Source organism: Stenotrophomonas sp. STEN046, assembly GCF_056759755.1.
Genome location: NZ_JBRRDR010000016.1, coordinates 37,054 through 53,850, shown reverse-complemented (window position 1 = coordinate 53,850; position 16,797 = coordinate 37,054). Strand labels below are relative to the sequence as shown.

11 protein-coding genes are annotated in these 16,797 nt (G+C 65.6%); 2 read left to right on the top strand and 9 right to left on the bottom strand.

Annotation, left to right across the window (positions count from 1 at the left end):
- Positions 1–13 precede the first annotated feature (13 nt).
- The 4 genes from ACVOLJ_RS09940 to ACVOLJ_RS09925 are packed head-to-tail and all read right to left on the bottom strand — an operon-like array spanning position 14 to position 3,169.
- The gene (locus tag ACVOLJ_RS09940; RefSeq protein WP_475280191.1) at positions 14–547 is read right to left on the bottom strand and encodes a pilus assembly protein PilP; all 534 of its coding nucleotides are present in this window, start codon (positions 545–547) and stop codon (positions 14–16) included.
- Positions 547–1,203, bottom strand: a complete 657-nt coding sequence (locus ACVOLJ_RS09935; protein WP_475280192.1) for a type IV pilus inner membrane component PilO — start codon at positions 1,201–1,203, stop codon at positions 547–549. Before ACVOLJ_RS09935 ends, ACVOLJ_RS09940 begins: the two co-directional genes overlap by 1 nt.
- Positions 1,200–2,111: a PilN domain-containing protein gene (locus ACVOLJ_RS09930; RefSeq protein ID WP_475280193.1), complete on the bottom strand. Its 912-nt coding sequence runs from the start codon at positions 2,109–2,111 to the stop codon at positions 1,200–1,202. The genes ACVOLJ_RS09935 and ACVOLJ_RS09930 overlap by 4 nt, the downstream gene beginning before the upstream one ends.
- A complete protein-coding gene (locus ACVOLJ_RS09925) occupies positions 2,111–3,169 on the bottom strand; it encodes a pilus assembly protein PilM (protein WP_475280194.1) in 1,059 nt (352 codons plus the stop codon). Before ACVOLJ_RS09925 ends, ACVOLJ_RS09930 begins: the two co-directional genes overlap by 1 nt.
- A 220-nt stretch (positions 3,170–3,389) precedes the next feature.
- Here ACVOLJ_RS09925 and ACVOLJ_RS09920 point away from each other — a divergent pair, with 220 nt between their 5' ends.
- Together ACVOLJ_RS09920 and ACVOLJ_RS09915 are read left to right on the top strand one after the other, a co-directional pair.
- A complete protein-coding gene (locus ACVOLJ_RS09920) occupies positions 3,390–5,819 on the top strand; it encodes a penicillin-binding protein 1A (RefSeq protein WP_481564053.1) in 2,430 nt (809 codons plus the stop codon).
- 164 nt (positions 5,820–5,983) lie between these two features.
- Positions 5,984–6,628: a hypothetical protein gene (locus ACVOLJ_RS09915; protein ID WP_475280196.1), complete on the top strand. Its 645-nt coding sequence runs from the start codon at positions 5,984–5,986 to the stop codon at positions 6,626–6,628.
- An 86-nt stretch (positions 6,629–6,714) separates the two neighbouring features.
- On the opposite strand, the gene ACVOLJ_RS09910 is transcribed toward ACVOLJ_RS09915, so the two are convergent.
- From ACVOLJ_RS09910 to ACVOLJ_RS09890, 5 genes are all read right to left on the bottom strand, one after another.
- Entirely contained in the window at positions 6,715–7,455 is a 741-nt protein-coding gene (locus ACVOLJ_RS09910; RefSeq protein WP_481564052.1) for a hypothetical protein, read from the bottom strand.
- A gap of 65 nt (positions 7,456–7,520) precedes the next feature.
- Positions 7,521–12,101: an ESPR-type extended signal peptide-containing protein gene (locus ACVOLJ_RS09905; protein ID WP_481564051.1), complete on the bottom strand. Its 4,581-nt coding sequence runs from the start codon at positions 12,099–12,101 to the stop codon at positions 7,521–7,523.
- 60 nt (positions 12,102–12,161) lie between these two features.
- Positions 12,162–12,869, bottom strand: a complete 708-nt coding sequence (locus ACVOLJ_RS09900; RefSeq protein WP_481564050.1) for a pilus assembly protein — start codon at positions 12,867–12,869, stop codon at positions 12,162–12,164.
- A gap of 17 nt (positions 12,870–12,886) precedes the next feature.
- Positions 12,887–14,017, bottom strand: coding sequence for a CfaE/CblD family pilus tip adhesin (locus ACVOLJ_RS09895; RefSeq protein ID WP_481564049.1), 1,131 nt, complete (start codon positions 14,015–14,017; stop codon positions 12,887–12,889).
- Complete coding sequence (locus ACVOLJ_RS09890) at positions 14,014–16,746, bottom strand: TcfC E-set like domain-containing protein (RefSeq protein ID WP_481564048.1); 2,733 nt, start codon at positions 16,744–16,746, stop codon at positions 14,014–14,016. Before ACVOLJ_RS09890 ends, ACVOLJ_RS09895 begins: the two co-directional genes overlap by 4 nt.
- Positions 16,747–16,797: the final 51 nt, after the last annotated feature.

The window sequence follows — 16,797 nt, the reverse complement described above, 5'->3', positions numbered from 1 at the left end:
CCCCAGTAAACGATCATTGATCTTCCAGCGCGAGCGTAGCTGGACGTTCCAGCCAGCCACCCGCGCCATCCGGCACCAGTTCGATCAGCTCCACGCGGTCTTCGAAGACCGCGGTGACCCGCCCGTCGCTCTGCCCCAGGTAACCGCCCGGGCGCACCCGGTAGGTCACCTTGTCCGGCCCCATCACCAGCGCCACGGTGCCGGCGCCTGTTCCGATGGTGCCGACCATGTCCAGCGCGTCCAGCGGGAAGCCTTCCATCGGCTCCTTGCGCCGGTTCGGATCCGGTCGTAGTCCACCAGCCCCCTGCTGTGGATTGGTCCAGGCATCGGTGAACGGATCGCGCATGCCCTGCGCGGAATACTCGAAGGTCTCGAACTGCTGCATCACCGGCAGCGGCTCCAGCGGCTGCGCTGGTCGCGCACGCTCGCTTTCAACCCACTTTTCCAGATTGGGTGCATCACCGGGCGTGCTGGTCACGCCACGGCCGCACGCGGCCAGCAGCAGCACCACCATCGCCATCCCACCCCGTGCGATCAAGGTACGCATCACTTCTTGTCCTCCTGGCCGGCATCAGCACTCTGCTGGGCCTGCACTTCGGACTCGTCAAGGTAACGGTAGGTCTTGACGGTACCGGACAGCTCCAGGGCACCGGCACGGATGCTGCCGCCGGTCTTGTCCTTGGGCTTGAGGTTGATGTCGTGCATGGTCAGGATCACCACCCGCGGCAACGAGGCCACGCCGCTGACGAAGGCGCCGAACTGGTGGTAACTGCCCACCATCCGCAGCTTGATCGGCTTCTCGGCGTAGAACTCCTTGATCTGCTCCTGCTCCGGTTCGAACAGCTCGTTGGCCAGGCCGCTGGACAGCGCGGTCTGCGAGATGTCGATGATCAGGTCGGGCATTTCGGTCTTGCTGGGCAGCTGGCGCAGCATCTGCTGCAGCACCTGCTCCATCTGTGCCAGCTGCTGTTTCAACGGTTCCAGGTTGACTGCGCGTTCCTGTTCCTTGGTGAACTCGGCACGCAGCTCGCTTTCGCGCGTCTCCAGCCCGGCCAGTTCCTCGCGCTTGCCGCTGATCAGCAGCATCCAGGCCACGAACATGATGACCACGGCCAGCAACGCGCAGAAGACCACCTTGGCCTTCTGCGGCCAGTTGCCGATATCGTTGAAATCCAGGTTCTTCAACTCGACTTTCTTGCTCATGCGCGATCCCCCTGCATCGGGGCATGGAAGGCCTGCGGCGGCTGCGCCAGGCGGCTGCCTTCGGTCTTGGCCGGGGCCGGCGTTGCGGCCGGGGTTGCAGGCGGTGCCGGCTTGGCCGGAGCGTTCGGTGCGGGTGCAGCGGGTGCCGCGGCCGCAGCACTACCCGCCGGCGCAGCGGCAGGCGCCGTGCCATTGGAGGCTGCAACCGGTGCTGCCGGCGCGGCTGCGTCCGGTGCGGCACTGAGCGGTGCCACGGCCGGTGCGGCGGCGGTGCCGGCCACGCTGCCATCGGGGTTCAGGCCCGGCGTGGTCGCCGCTTCCTCGCTCTGCGCGGGCAGCTTGACCTTCACCTTGAACACGTACGGCAGGGCCTTGATGTCGGCCACAGGTCCGGTCGCACGGCCCTCCTTGTCCTTGTCCGGCTCACGCGCCTCGATGATCGCCAGTTCCGGATTGGTCATCCAGCCGGAGACTTCAAGGTTGCGCATGTACGCCGAAACGCGCGCATTGGACTGGGTACGGCCTTCCAGGGTCAGCACGTCACCTTCCTGCTGCAGGGCCGTCAGGACCACGCCATCGGGAATGGTGCGCACCAGCGCATCGAACAGATGCACCATCTGCGAACGCTTGGCCTGCAGCTGCTCGATCACCGCCTTGCGTGCCAGCAGGCGATCCTTCTGTGCGTCAAGGCGGTCGATCTCCTTGTTCTGCTCCTTGACCTTGTCGATCTCGGTCTGCAGATACGCGTTGCGATCACTCTGGCCACTGACCTGCAGGTCGTAGTAGAACCAGATTGCCAGCGACAGCAGCAGGCCACCGACGGCGGCCATGCCCAGCATGGCGTAGAACTCGCGCTGGCGTTGCTTGCGCCGCTCGGCGCGCCAGGGCAATAGATTGATGCGTGCCATCAGTCAAAGCTCCTCAGCGCCAGACCGGTCGCGATCATCAGCGCGGGGGCATCCAGGGCCAGCGCGTGCGCCTGCACCTTCGGCCCCAGGGTCATCTGTGCCAGCGGGTTGGCCACCACGGTCGGTACGCCCAGCTGTTCTTCGACCATTTCCGGCAGGCCTGCCAGCGCGGCACAACCACCAGCCAGCACGATGTGATCGACCCGGTTGAATTCGCTGCCGGCGTAGAAGAACTGCAGCAGGCGGCTGATCTGCTGGACCGTCGCCTCCTTGAACGGCTCCAGCACTTCCATCTCGTAGCTTTCCGGCAACCCGCCCTGGCGCTTGGCCAGACCGGCTTCCTCGTAGCTCAGGCCGTAACGGCGCATGATCTCGTCGGTCAGCTGCTTGCCGCCGAACACCTGTTCGCGGCTGTACAGGCTGCGGCCGCCGCGCAGGACATTGAGGGTGGTCATGGTGGCGCCGATATCGACCAGCGCGACCACGCCTTCGGACGACACCGGCAGCTCGCTGGCGACCAGGGCGAAGGCGTTCTCGACCGCGAAGGCCTCCACGTCCATCACCTTGGCCTGCAGGCCACCGAGTTCCAGTGCCGACTGGCGCAGTTCAACGTTTTCCGAACGCGAGGCAGCCAGCAGCACCTGGACCATTTCCGGGTTGTTCGGGATCGCCCCGATCACCTCGAAATCCAGGTTCACTTCTTCGATCGGATACGGAATGTAATTCACCGCTTCCAGCTCGATCTGGGCTTCCATGTCGTTCTCGTCGAGCTCGGCCGGCATCGGGATCACCTTGGTGATCACCGCCGAACCGGCCACGGCTGCAGCGGCCAGCTTGGCCTTGCTGCCGGAACGGTTCATCGCCCGGCGGATGGCCTCTCCCACGGCCTCCACCTCAACGATGTTCTTCTCCACCACCGCGTTGGGCGGCAATGGTTCCACGGCATAATGTTCCACACGGAAACGGTTGCCGCTACGGGAAAGCTGCAAAAGCTTTACCGCAGTCGAACTGATGTCGACGCCAATGAGTGGCGACTGACTTTTTGGGATGAGCCCCACGGTTTCTCCCCTGCCGACGGGCACTTGGACGCAAGAGCTGCGTCCGCGCATTAATAACGTATTCTTAGCAAATGGCAACCGCCCTGCTGTGAACTCCCTCACAGGATGAACACGCAGCCCCTGGCGATTTCCCCTTGCACTCCCCGGTGCCGACCCCAGCCGCCACCTTGCGTAATCTATACTCTGCGACCACGAAATTCGCAATCGGAATCTGACACCGATGACCCGACTCCGCCGCTGGCTGCGCTGGATCTTCCTTGTTGTACTGGTCCTGGCGCTGGTCGGAGCGGCCGCCGTTGGCGGCCTGTACTACGCCGTTTCCTCCAAGCTCCCCGACGTGCAGACCCTGCGCGACGTGGAAATGCAGGAGCCGATGTACGTCTACGCTGCCGATGGCAAGCTGATGGCGGTCTTCGGCGAGACCCGGCGCACCCCCATCACCATGAAGGACGTGCCGGAGAAGCTGAAGCAGGCTTTCCTGGCTACCGAGGACGCCCGCTTCTATGAACACGGGGGCGTGGACTACAAGGGCATTGGCCGTGCGGTGTGGCTGCTGGCCACCACCAACGACAAGCGCGTGCCCGGTGGTTCCACCATCACCCAGCAGGTCGCCCGCCAGTTCTTCCTCAGCTCCGAGTACAGCTATACCCGCAAGCTGGCCGAGATCCTGCTGGCGCGCAAGATCGAGTCCGAGCTGAGCAAGGACGAGATCTTCGAGCTGTACCTGAACAAGAGTTTCTTCGGCAACCGCGCCTACGGCGTGGCCGCTGCGGCCGAGTTCTATTACGGCAAGAAGCTGAACGAGCTGGACCTGGATGAGATGGCCTCGCTGGCCGGCATCCCCAAGTTCCCCTCCTCGGGCAACCCGATTTCCAACCCGGAGCGGGCACGCCAACGCCGCGACAACTATGTGCTGCAGCGCATGGCCGAACTGAAGTTCGTCAGCCAGGCCGAAGCCGACGCGGCCAAGGCCGTGCCGATGCACGCCACCGCGCATGAGCCGCCGGTGCAGGTCGATGCCCCGTACGTGGCCGAGCTGGTGCGCCAGGAAATGATCGCCCGCTTCGGCGGTGATGTGGTCAACAAGGGTTACCACGTCACCACCACCATCGATGCGCCGCTGCAGACCGCCGCCAACCTGGCCGTGCGCGACGGCCTGCTGCTGTACGACCACCGCCACGGCTGGCACGGCGTGGAGAAGCAGGTGGCGCTGGGGGCCGGCGACGACGCCGCCGCCCTGGCCGCGCACCTGCGTGGCATCTACGGCCAGGCCGGCCTGCTGCCGGCGATTGTCGCCAGTACCGGTGCCGATGGCAGCGCTACGGTCGTGCTGGGCAACCGCAGCGAGATCGTGCTGCCGGCCGGTGCCGCCAAGTGGACCAACAAGAGCCCGGCCAAGCTGGTACAGCGTGGCGACATCGTGCGCGTGCGCGCCGGTGCCAAGGAGGGTGAGTGGCTGCTGGACCAGCTGCCACGTGGCCAGTCGGCCCTGGTCTCGCTGGATGCCAACAGCGGTGCGTTGCGCGCGCTGGTGGGGGGCTTCAGCTTCAGCGGCAACAAGTTCAACCGCGCCACCCAGGCCCGTCGCCAGCCGGGTTCGAGCTTCAAGCCGTTCGTGTACGCGGCCGCGTTCGACAAGGGCTACAACCCGGCATCGATCGTGCTCGACGCGCCGGTGGTGTTCCGCGACCGCCGCGGCAAGACCTGGGCGCCGCAGAACGATGGCGGCGGCTTCCGTGGCCCGATGCGCCTGCGTGAAGCACTGGTGCAGTCGCGCAACCTGGTTTCGGTGCGCCTGCTGGATGGCATGGGCGTGGACTACGCGCGCAAGTACATCAGCCAGTTTGGCTTTGCCGAATCCGAGTTGCCGCCGAACCTGTCGATGTCGCTGGGCACCGCCTCGCTGACCCCGCTGTCGGTGGCCCGTGGCTATGCGGTATTCGCCAACGGCGGTTCGCGCGTGGACAGCTGGCTGATCGACCAGGTGGTCGACCGCGATGGCAACCTGGTGTTCAAGGAGAACCCGGCCATGGCCTGCCGCGAATGCGCCGGGACCAGCGATGGCCAGCCGGTCAACCAGGTGGTAGATGGCTTCAACTTCGGTGCCCCGGCCCCGAAGGCCGACGCCAAGGCCACCGCCAAGGCGGAAGCCAAGACCGAAACCCCGGCGGCGCCGGTCAACCCGGATGCCCGCACCGCCCCGCGCGCGATCGACGCCCGTACCGCGTACCAGCTGGTGTCGATGATGCGTGACGTGGTCCAGCGCGGCACCGGTGCCCAGGCCAAGGTGCTCGGCCGCGAGGACGTGGGCGGCAAGACCGGCTCGACCAACGACCACCGCGATGCCTGGTTCTCTGGTTTCGGTGGCCCGTATGTGACCACCGTGTGGGTGGGCCGCGACGACTTCCGTTCGCTGGGCTACCGCGAGTACGGCGGCAAGGCGGCCCTGCCGATCTGGATCGACTACATGCGCACCGCGCTGAAGGACACCCCGATCGCCCAGAACGAACCGCCGAGCGGCATGGTCCAGGCCACGCTCAACGGTGCGGTGGAGTGGGTCAAGGTGGAAGACATGGACCGCCTGACCGACTACGACCTCAACCTGCAGAGCACCCCGCAGGCTGACGCCGCGGCGCTCGAAATCTTCTGAGGGAGGCGGGGATTGGCCGGGGGGGGCCACGCCACATGGGTGGGCCGCGTGCCCGGGTAGCGCCGGGCCTGGCCCGGCGAGCGCAGCGGCGCTGTTTCGTCTACCCACGCAGATGTCACAACCTTGCGCTAGTCTGTAGCCAGGTCGCAACAGGGAGTCACCGCATGCATCGCGCCCGTCAGCATGCTGCCAGCCAGACCCGCGAGCGTCGTCACCGCCTCGCCCACGAAGCCGCCCGCCTGATGGCCGAGGGCGGCATCCGCGACTTCCACCAGGCCAAGCTCAAGGCCGCCAGCCGCCTCGGCATCCACGACGATGCTTCCCTGCCCCGCAATGTCGAGATCGAAGACGCCCTGCGCGAGTATCAACGCCTGTTCTCCGGGCCACAGCACGGCAGTGAACTGCAGCGGCGCCGCGAGTCCGCCCTGCGTGCGCTGGAGTTCCTGCACGGGTTCACTCCGCGCCTGACCGGCCCGGTGCTCGATGGCACCGCCGATGCACACAGCCCCGTGCAGCTGCATGTGCACAGCGACGACCCGGAGGCCGTGCACCGCTTCCTGGACGAGCACGGCATTCCGGCCGAATCGCGCGTGCGGCGACTGCGCCTGGACCGTGAGCGGAACCGCGATGTGCCGGTGTGGGTGTTCACCGCCGAGGACCTCACCTTCGACGTGGCGGTACTGCCCTACGACGCGCTGCGCCAGGCACCGTTGTCACCGGTGGATGAAAAGCCGATGCGGCGTGCCTCCGCCACGCAGTTGCGGCAGTTGCTGGCCGAAGCAGAAATCACCGCCTACATCGCCGGCTGACACGGCCGGCAACGCAGGCCTGCACGACGGGACCGGGGCGGCATGCGCCCCGACCCGTGCAGGACATCGCGCGGCGGCATCGACCGCTACCAGATCACCGGTTCCTCGATGGGATCGGTCAACAGCCGTGGCAACCAGGGCGCCGGGGCACGCTTGGGGTACTCCACCATCATCCGCGCGTGCATCTGCTGCAGGTCGCCCAGCAACCAGGTCTGGTAGTAGATATCGTTGAAGGAGTCGGACCAGCCGCTCTTCACCCGCCCGCGCTCACCACCGTTGAGGTTCGGCGTCATGCTCGGCGGCACTTCCAGGATCGGCTCCAGCGCCGCGTTGATCGCCGCATTGTCCGCAGCGGCATTGCGTACAAGCGCGATGCGTTCCTTCACCCGCCAGCAGTCGTAGGGAAAGCAGCCGCCGGTAGCCGTGATGTAGTCGCCGATGTCAGCCAGCATGCTGGCCCTCAACTGCCACGCCACTTCGCTGTCCAGGGTTTGTCGTACCCGCAGGGTGCGCAGGGTGCTGGCACGGATGTCCTCGGGCGTGGTGAACTCCACACCGCGGGGTGTACCGCCATGACGCACCAGCACGATGCGGTGGATCGCCTCCTTGGTGATGCCCTCCACCCGCAGCGTGGCAGCTTCCGGGTGCACGCGCGGCGGCGGCACGCTCAACGCCCGCCAGTGGTACCACAGCAGCAGGAACAGGCCGACCATGGCCGCCACATAGACCAGCGTCCAGCCGTCGATGTGGCGCGTGTAGTAGCGATACCGGGCGCGCCACAGGTAGTAGCGCCGATAGCTCATGAACAGGCCCATGAAGTTGTACATCGCGGTCTCCCCAGCATGGGCTCCGGCACGGGGCGCAGTGCGCCCGCGCGCCGGAGCATGACGATTTACCAGCCGATACCCACACCCACACCCATGCTGCGTTCACCGCTGTTGGTGAACGCCCCATTGAGGCTGAAGGTGGCCGAGCCCTTTTCGTTGAGCACGCGCTGGTAGCCCACCGCCATCGCCGATTCGCCTTCGGCGTAGCCCACGCCCGCACCGAGCCGGTTGTAGGTGGCCAGGCCGGCGGTGTTCATCGCCATCGCGGTCTGCGCGCTGCTCATCGCGGCCATGCGATTGAAACGCTTGTCCATCTTGTCCAGGCGTCGTTCGACGTTGCTGATCGCCCCATCGGTGTACTCGTTGGCGCGGGCCAGCATCTTTTCCAGCTCGGCGGTGTCGACCTGCGGCTTGGGCGTGTCGTCCTGCTTGGCCTTCGGCTGCGGCGTGGGCTTGTCGCCCTCGCCTACCGAGGCGACCTGCTGGGGGTCCTTGCCTTCCGGTGGCACAGGGGTGTCTTCGGTCTGCGGCTTCGGCAGCGAGGATGACGCCAGTGCATGCGGTGCCGGCGCATCGTCGATGCGCTGCTCCAGACCATCCATGCGGCCATTGAGCTGCTGCTGCATCGAATGCAGCTGGCCACCGTTGACCGCATCGCGGCTGCCGGCCGCGATCAGGCCATTGGCCACGTTGGAGATGACCATGCCGTTGGCACCGGCGAGGGTGAGCTGGGTAGCGCCGTCTGCGCGAATCGAGGGAGCGTCCTGGAAGACGGAGCGGAGCTGGGTTTCGACCTTGTCCACGCGCGAGGTGGTGGTGACGACTGCGCCATCGAGCGCTTCCAATGCGCCATTGAGCGTGGATTGGGACTGGCCCTGCACGTTGAAGCTGGGGCCAACGATGTTGCCGTTGGCATCCACCTCGCCGCCGAGGGCGGAGAGCGCACCGCGCAGCTGGCCGACCGTGGCAGCGTTGTGGTTGGCGGTGCCGTTGGCGATGTTTACGAGGCGGCGCTTCATTCCAGCATTGCCAAATGATGCAACTCCTGACTCGGCCGCATAAGAGCTGGTTCCGAGCGCGATAGAACCGTGGGCTCCGGGTTCGACCCTTGAACCAACGCCGAACGCAATGGCTCCGAATGCGCCCGGCTCGCCGGCTCTACCAACCTCAGCTCCAGTCCCGATGGCAAAGCTGGAGTCTGAGCCTTCGTAGACAGTAGATGCTCGTCCGAGGGCAATTGAATTTCTACCCATCGCTTGGGCGAATGTTCCAATCGCCGTGCCACCCTCGATGCCCGTCTTTGCGAGGTTTCCAATGGCGAGACCAGCCGCACCAGCCTGAGCAGGGCCATACTCAGGAGCCTTGCCCACGCTGACATATTGACTGATGCCTTCCAAGGCCGACACACGGCTATTGGTCTCATAGAGCTGACTGCCGCGCACAACGTCCGAACTGTCAGCCGAAAGCTTCGCCTCAGCCACACCAGTCAAACGCGCACCACCATAGTCGATGACGCTCGCATCCAAACCTCGCATTACCTGCTGCCCCATCTCCCGCTTCTTGCGCATTGCCTCCAGATCATTCCGATTCTGCGAGATCTTCTGCTCTGCGGCGTACAGCTGGTTGCCCGTTACGGCATCGCGGCTACCTGGCGCCACTCGGCCATCGGCAAGATTGGTCAGCACCATGCCGTTCACGCCATTCAGCGCGATCTGGTTCACACCGTCGGCACGGGCCGAAGGTGAATCCTGGAAGATCGAGCTGAGCTGACCTTCCACCTTGTCCACGCGACGGCCTGCGGTGATGACGGCGCCATCGAGTGCCATCAGCGCATCCTCGACGGTGCTCTGCGTTCCGCCTTGCAGCGTGTAGGTCGGAGCGATGATATTCCCGTTGCCGTCCATGCCTGCATCTCCGCCGAGGGCGGCGAGGGAATCGTTGAGCTGGGAGACGGTGGTGGCGTTGTGGTCGGCGGTACCGCGCGCGACGTGCACCAGTCGCCGCCCTGAATCCTTGGTGCCAAAGGACGCCGTATTCGACTCTGTTGCTTCAGCACCCGAGCCGATTGCCATCGCGCCAGTCGCCCCGACCCGGACCTTGGCTCCAGCCCCAATTGCAATACTGTCGGCTGCCTCCACCTGGGCACCGGCTCCCATGGCGAACCCGTTCAGAGAGTCTTTCGAGACTGTCGAGCCGCGTCCGATTGCCACGGAGTTGATGCCATCTGCAAGAGATAGCGCACCCAGTGCAGTTGCACCTTCCGTGCCAGCTTTAGCTGAATCCCCAATTGCTACCCCGAGCGAGCCTGCCTCCGCCCGCTGGCTAAAGGAATCAGTACCAACACTCACGTACTCGCTGGCGCTCTCCAATGCCGAAATTCGACTGTTGCTCCCGTAGAGTTGTCGGCCCGACACGGCCTCTGTGCTACTGGCATCAATGGAGCCGTCCGCAACACCACTTATCTTCCGACTGGCATTGGCGCTATTGCGCACATCCAAGGTGGTACCGCTGTTTTTCTCACCCAGGCGCACGCTGCCAGACGCAGATGCCTGCGCCACGAGCCCGCCCAGCGCCGCTGTCTCGGTCAGCGCCTTGATTGCATCCGTCTTTGCCGCGGCAGCTTCCGTGCCCGCAGACCTGGCTATACCCTCCACCGCTGCAACCTTGTCATTGATGGTATTGAGCTGCCTACCGTTGACGGCCTCGTAGCTGCTGGCACTGACCGCACCATCGGCCACGCCGGTCAGCTTCCGATTCACGTTCGCGCTGTTGCGCACATCGAGCACGGTGCCGCTGTTCTTCTCGCCAACACGAACGTTGCCGTTGACAGCGACTTGACCGACAAGACCACTCAGCACTCCGGTTTCAGCCAACGCTTTATCCGCGCTGACCTTCGCCGCGGCGGCTGCCGTCTGTGCCGCAGTCACGTTCGCGTTGGTTTCATGGAGCTGCTTGCCGGTCACGGCCTCGTTGCTGGTCGCGCTGATGGCCCCATCGGCGACGCCCATAATCCTGCGGTTCGCATTGGCGCTGTTGCGCACATCCAGCTGCGTGCCACTGTTCTTCTGGCCCAGACGAACACTGCCATTGGCAGCGGTCTGGTTGACCAGGCCACCCAGCACCATCGTCTCGGCCAGTGCCTTGCCCGATTCCACCTTTGCGGTATTGGCGGTGGTCGTCGCTCCGTCTGCTGCTGTCTGGGCCTTGATCACGGCCTGGTTGGTGGTATGTAGCTGGTTGCCGGTGATGGCATCCGTGCTGCCGGCCCCCACTACACCATCGGCGATGTACTGGATCTTCCGCTTCCTGCTGGCGCTGCCAACCGAAACAGAATTGGCGGAGGCGGACACAGAGCCTGTCCCGATGACGAAGGAATCGGCATACGAGCCCGCTTTCAACATGCCATTCAGTGATCCGATCTTCTGCTCGGTGGCATAGAGCTGCTTGCCAGTCACGGCCTCGTTGCTGGTCGCACTGACAGCCCCGTCGGCAACCCCCAGAACCTTGCGGTTCGCATTGGCACTGTTGCGCACGTCCAGCTGCGTGCCACTGTTCTTCTGACCCAGTCGAACACTGCCATTGGCAGCGGTCTGGGTGACAAGACCACCCAACACCGCCGTCTCGGCCAGCGCCTTGCCCGATTCCACCTTTGCGGCGCTAGCGGTGGTCGCCGCAGCGTCCGCTGCTGTCTGGGCCTTGGTCACTGCTTGGTTGGTGGCATGAAGCTGGTTGCCGGTAATGGCATCGGTACTATTTGCACCCACCGTACCATCGGCGATGTACTGGATCTTTCGCTTCCTGCTTGCACTGCCCACAGACACAGCATTGGCGGAGGCGGACACAGAACCTGTCCCGATGACGAAGGAATCAGCGTGCGAGCCCGCTTTCAGCATGCCACTCAGTGATCCGATCTTCTGCTCGGTGGCGTAGAGCTGCTTGCCAGTGACCGCGTCTGTACTACCGGCACTCAGACGCGCGTCCTGGACATTGACGATGCGGCGCTTCTCGCTGGAGCTGCCCACAGAGACGACATTGTCTTCGTTGGTGATTGCGTTGGCTCCCAGCGCCACCGAGTTCTGGTTCTGCGCGAGCGCGCCACTACCCAGTGCCACCGCATTCGTGCGGGTTGCGCCGGAATTATTGCCCAGCGACGTTGACCCGAACCCCGATGCTCTGGAGTTCGCTCCCAGGCCCACACTGTGTCCGCCCAACGCCTTCGATTGATAGCCTATGGCAACGTTGTCGACGCCGTAGGTCTCCGCCGAGTTGCCAAAGGCGGAGCTGTTGTTTCCGTTGATGCGAATCCCATTTCCGAACCCGGTTCCACTCTGCCCTATCGCTATTGCCCCAGCACCTGTAATCAAGGGTGTCGTCGAACTCAGCAGCGAGAATGCGTGGACGCCCGGCGCCGTCGCCGCCTTGTAGAGGCACCCCTCACGCCACTCCTCTTCCGCGCTGCAATCAGGGCTCGTTACCGCAGCGGCGTGAGCGCCCCCCGCGAGCGACTGGAAGGCTACAAACAACGCCACGCGCTGTGCGCCCTTGCGACGCTGCGACGATGCTGCGCGCACCGTCTTGGCGAACTCACTGCCCACCACCCAGCACTGCTTGGCCACACTCCAGATACGTCGATAGATTCGATTCATGCTCGTTCTCCTTAACACCATGGGGAAATGAAGCCCCGCGCCATGCACGGGGCGGGTTGATCAGGCCGCCGGCGCCAATGTCTGCACATGCTCGCGGTGACCGTCACGGGACAGGCGATAGCGCAGCTGCAGCGTGCTGCCCGGTTTCGGATGGAAGGGCAGCTCCACTTCGGCATCGGGGTACAAGCTGTGCGACAGCTCGTGCGCACTGCAGGCGCCGTCCGCACTGCAATCGGCAACGCTGGTGATGCCCACCCGAAGCGTTCCCGTGTTAAGCAGCGTGCTGCCCTTCAGTTGCAGGTCCACGCTGCCGTTGTTGGGGATCACATTCACCAGCGCGCCCCACACCAGGCTGACGCCAACGTTGGCCTGTGCTCCTTCGCCGTCTACGTCCAGGCCGGCCTCATCGGGCCCTTTCACCCCCTCGAAGTAGAGGCGGTAAGCCGCTTCCTTTTCGACGGCGTGCAGCGGGATCACCCGGATCAGGCGATTGCCGCCACCGGCCAGCGCGAACTTGCCCGGCGTGATGGCGATGGCGGCGTCTGCCGCTTCCACCTCCAGCTCTTCCTCGCCCGCTGCCGCGGGATTGACGATGCGCAGCAACCGCGTCTGCACGTACTGCGGCTGGGTGGACTGGGAGTACACCCGGATCTGTGCCCCCTGCCGGGCGTCGACCGCCGCGCGCATGGGGTGGATAGTGAGATTGGCGTGGGCCGAAGGTACCTGCAGGGCACTCAACGGCAGCAGGCAGAACAGCAGCTTTTTCATGGCAGGCTCCGTGGGGATCAGGGTTTGGCGGTGGGCACGCGCAGCTCTACCGTCAGTTCGCCGTCGTAGAGACCGGGGCGTTTGCTGGCGATGGGTGTGGGCGGTGTTTCCAGCGTCAGCGGCGTGGGCACGCAGTACACGGGTTGACTGATGCCCGGCAGCAGCACCATGCGTAGCTGCGCGCTGTCGATGCCACGCAGCAGCTGTTCTTCGCCGTGCTTCATTGCCAGAAGATTGCCGCCGTAGTTCAGGCCAACCTGGTAGTCGAGGCGCTGGGTGTCGTCGCTGCCGCCGTCCTGATGCCAGACCGCGAAGTCGCGCCCCGGCGGTGGGCGCGGCCCGCTGTCGCGCACGGTGACGCCGAGGAATTCGCTCTGCGAGCCCACACCGTCGTAGAGGCACATGTCCACGTCCTTGCGCCCGGCGACGACCTTCCGGATGGGGTCGTAGCGCAGGTCCATGTTGACCAGCGGTGCAACGCCATCGAAGCCGGGGAAGTAGATCGAGATGGCGTCGTAGTCGGTGACGGTGAAATCGAAGTTGAAGGTGGCTGTGGCTACCGGTGCTGCGGCAGGGTCGGCTTTGATGTTCAGGCGCATCGTGGCCTTCCAGTGGCCGGCGACGAGCCTCCTCAGCTCCTGGGTCGGCATGATCAGTTGAACGCCGGTCCCTATTGGTTGATCCCTGCATTCAAACCAACTGGCTGCGTATAGGTATCGCTGCGTGTTCTCCCAGAAATCTGAACTGCAGACCCTTCCAGACATGATTCGTCTCAGGTATCCGATCGCGCGAATCTCCGCATGCAGACCAGTTCGCTGCTCGATCATCAGAAGCGAGATGTCCGATTCGCCACGCGTCAGATGAGGCACTCCTTCCGTCGGGCACCGCCCAAACTCAGTATCAGAAGCAGACCCACAAACCACATGGATCTGCCCATACTTCATCGTCAGGTCGTGACTGAATCCCAGCACCGTCCGCGGCGCCCACAACTCCACATCGCCCGGCACCGCCGAGCGATCCCACGTCATCACGATGTCCCGGCTCTGATCCGCCGGATGCGTCTCCGGCGGCCACTGCGCCCACGCCCTCGGCGCCAGCACCACCAGCGCACACACCAGCATCAACACCAACAACACACGCCGGTTCATGGCGTTCCTCCTGCAGCAGCGGTCTGGGGCGTGGCGGCAATCAACGCGCGTTCCTGCAGCAGCCGGGTCACGCGGGCCTGCTGGCGGATCTCCGGCGGCAGCAGGGCCACGGCCAGCGGCTCGCAATGCACGGCGCCCACCAGCAGCACCACCTGGCGGCGCTCGCGCACCTGCAGCGGGCAGCGCAGCAGGCGGTCGTCCTGCAGCAGGTACAGCGTTGTCTCGCGACGCGGGAAATCTGCGACGAAGCCGCCATTGGCGCTGGTGCCGGGCACCGGCGCGTTGAGGATGCGGGCGCCACCCAGCGGCGCTCCGGCAAGATCCTTGGCGTTGCCGATGAAGGTGTAGGTCACCTCGATCGGCACCGGCATGCGCATCAGCCGCCCGGGGCTGAGGAACATCGGCCGTGCGCCACCCACGCCGGTCACGCGGATGGCGGCGATGCTGTCCAGCGTGCTGGCGTCCTGTACTTCGGCGCGGTGCGATTGGTACGACGACAGCGGCAGCAACCGGCGCTCGCCAATCTGCAGGCGTTGACGGCGCAGGCCGCCCACCTGCAGTTCGGCCGCCACGCCACGCAGGTCGACATCGTCGGTGTCGGCCACCTGCACGGCCAGGCCGGCGTCGGCGCCGTTGCTGCCGCTCCAGTAGAAGCCGCGCTTGCCCAGTGCGAAACCGGAGCTGTGCATGCCGCTGTAGGCGGTCTCGCTGCGGCCGCGCTGCTGGTAGTGCGCCAGCGTGGCGCCGCTCTGGCCCAGGCTGTTCTGCAACTGGCCACTGAGCGTGGCGCTGTAGCGGTCGCTGTTGTTGGCGCGCAGCTCGGCCGACAGCTCGCGGTACTGTGCGTCCACGTCCTGGCGCAGGCTGTGGCCGACGCTGTAGTTGATGTCCGGACGCTGGTGCTGCGGCTGACGCACGTCCACGCTGTAGCGGCGCTGGCCACCGCCGGCGGTGCCGCGCACAAGACGGGTCAGACTCAGGTTGAAGTAGATGCCGCGGTCGCGCTGATCGCTGCCGCGCAGGCTGTCGCTGGCACGCTGCTGCCACACACCCACGCGGGTGGAGACACTGAAATCCTGCCAGCGATGGCTGCGGCTGAAGCTGGCCTGCCAGGTGCGGCTGAGTTGCGGTTCGCGGCGCGGTTGCCACGGCGGTGGCGGTGGCAGCAACGGGTCCAGCGCGGCCAGCGGATCGCCCTCTGCACCGGGAAGCTCGCGACCGGCGCGCCAGGTCTGGCGCCGCGTGTAGCCCACATAGGCGCTGCCACCGGCCAGCGGCAGCGCCATCGAGGCACTGAGCGAATTGGTGCAGCCCAGCTGGTCGCGGGCGTCGGCCTCGAACTGGCAGGCCTTGCCGCGCATGCGCTGCTGGTAGATGTTCCAGGACGCGGTGTGGCGATACGACAGCTGGTGCTGCTGGCCGGTACTGCCATCGTTGCCGCGCATGCCGCCGAAGCTGGCGCGCAGTTCCCGGGTGGCGTACAGGCGGCGCAGGTCCATGCGCAGCTCGCCGTAGCGGAAGCCGCCAAGGTCGGCGGCGCCGGCCACCACGGCCACGTCGCGGCCCAGCGGCACGCGCATGCCGGCAACGGCCACGCGTTCGCCATCGAAGCGATCACTGCGCCGCTCGTTGCGCTTGCCACCCTGCACGAACCACTGCCACTGGCTGTTGGTCCAGTCGCCGCCCTTGTCGAACGGCGCATCCTCGCTGCGCACCAGCACGCCGTCTTCAAAGATGCGCAGGGTGATGGTGTAGTTGCCGAACGGGAAGTTGCGTGTGTCGATCTGGTTGATGCCGGCCTGCAGGTAGTAGGTCTGCAGCAGACGCGTGCCATCGAAGGCGTCCACCCGAGCATCGCGCGCCAGCAGCACCGTCAACGGCGTGGCCTGCACGGCGGCATCGGCATCCACATAGGCCTGGGTGGTGCCCACGCGCAGGCCCTGCAGGCGGTCCAGCGGCAGCATGCTGAAACTGAAGGTGCCGCCCTGCGGACTGGACAGATTGCGGCGGTCCATGCGCCCGGCCTGCAGGTAGTGCGCCTGCCCCAGGTCGTGGCGGTAATAGACATTGTCGAACTGGAACGCACTGTCACTGCCGCGGCTGCGGTAGCGCTGCTGGTTGAAGTTCCATTCGGCGGAGACATGACCGTGATCAAACAGTCCCAATACGCCGGTGCCGCGCGCGGACAGCGTCTGGTAATCGCGGCTGCCACTTACATTGATCACCTGCTGGTGCAGGAAGGCGTTTTCGGCGTTGGCGCTGACCGTGTGGAAGCGTTCGGCGGCCGGCTTGCCGGGAATCCATTGGCGGGCGACGAACAGGCGCACCGCTCCCTCGCCCTCGTCGTACAGCGCGCGCACGGCGGCGGGGTCTTCGGGTGGATCGAGATAGCCGCAGCCGGCGCTGGCGCCACCAAAGCGACAGGCCAGGTGACTGTTGCGCGGCATGGGTTGCGAGAGCGCTGGCAGCAGCGCGGCCTGCGCCTCGGCCGACAGGTCCAATCCCTGCAGCACGCCTGCCGGGTCTTCCAGCTGCACGTGTTCCAGGGTCACGCGCACCGGCGACAGCCCGGCCGAGCGGCCGAACAGCTGGATGTCGAGTTGTTCGGTCTGGCCTTCAACCAGATCTTCGAAGCCGGCTGGCACGCCGTGCGCGGCCACCCAGGGAGGGGACAACGCCAGGGCGAGCGCGACCGCCAGCCGGGTGACGGCGGGAGCGTGTGGGGTCATGGGGGGTACCACTGGAGAAGCGGCCGGCCCGCGTGAGGGGCCGGCACAGGA

What these genes read in the sequence shown, in the direction of transcription:
- ACVOLJ_RS09935 (WP_475280192.1), bottom strand. Translation starts at nt 1,203, where the DNA reads ATGAGCAAGAAAGTCGAGTTGAAGAACCTGGATTTCAACGATATCGGC.
- ACVOLJ_RS09910 (WP_481564052.1), bottom strand. Translation starts at nt 7,455, where the DNA reads ATGTACAACTTCATGGGCCTGTTCATGAGCTATCGGCGCTACTACCTG.
- ACVOLJ_RS09895 (WP_481564049.1), bottom strand. Translation starts at nt 14,017, where the DNA reads ATGAACCGGCGTGTGTTGTTGGTGTTGATGCTGGTGTGTGCGCTGGTG.
- ACVOLJ_RS09920 (WP_481564053.1), top strand. Translation starts at nt 3,390, where the DNA reads ATGACCCGACTCCGCCGCTGGCTGCGCTGGATCTTCCTTGTTGTACTG.
- ACVOLJ_RS09930 (WP_475280193.1), bottom strand. Translation starts at nt 2,111, where the DNA reads ATGGCACGCATCAATCTATTGCCCTGGCGCGCCGAGCGGCGCAAGCAA.
- ACVOLJ_RS09890 (WP_481564048.1), bottom strand. Translation starts at nt 16,746, where the DNA reads ATGACCCCACACGCTCCCGCCGTCACCCGGCTGGCGGTCGCGCTCGCC.
- ACVOLJ_RS09900 (WP_481564050.1), bottom strand. Translation starts at nt 12,869, where the DNA reads ATGAAAAAGCTGCTGTTCTGCCTGCTGCCGTTGAGTGCCCTGCAGGTA.
- ACVOLJ_RS09915 (WP_475280196.1), top strand. Translation starts at nt 5,984, where the DNA reads ATGCATCGCGCCCGTCAGCATGCTGCCAGCCAGACCCGCGAGCGTCGT.
- ACVOLJ_RS09905 (WP_481564051.1), bottom strand. Translation starts at nt 12,101, where the DNA reads ATGAATCGAATCTATCGACGTATCTGGAGTGTGGCCAAGCAGTGCTGG.
- ACVOLJ_RS09940 (WP_475280191.1), bottom strand. Translation starts at nt 547, where the DNA reads ATGCGTACCTTGATCGCACGGGGTGGGATGGCGATGGTGGTGCTGCTG.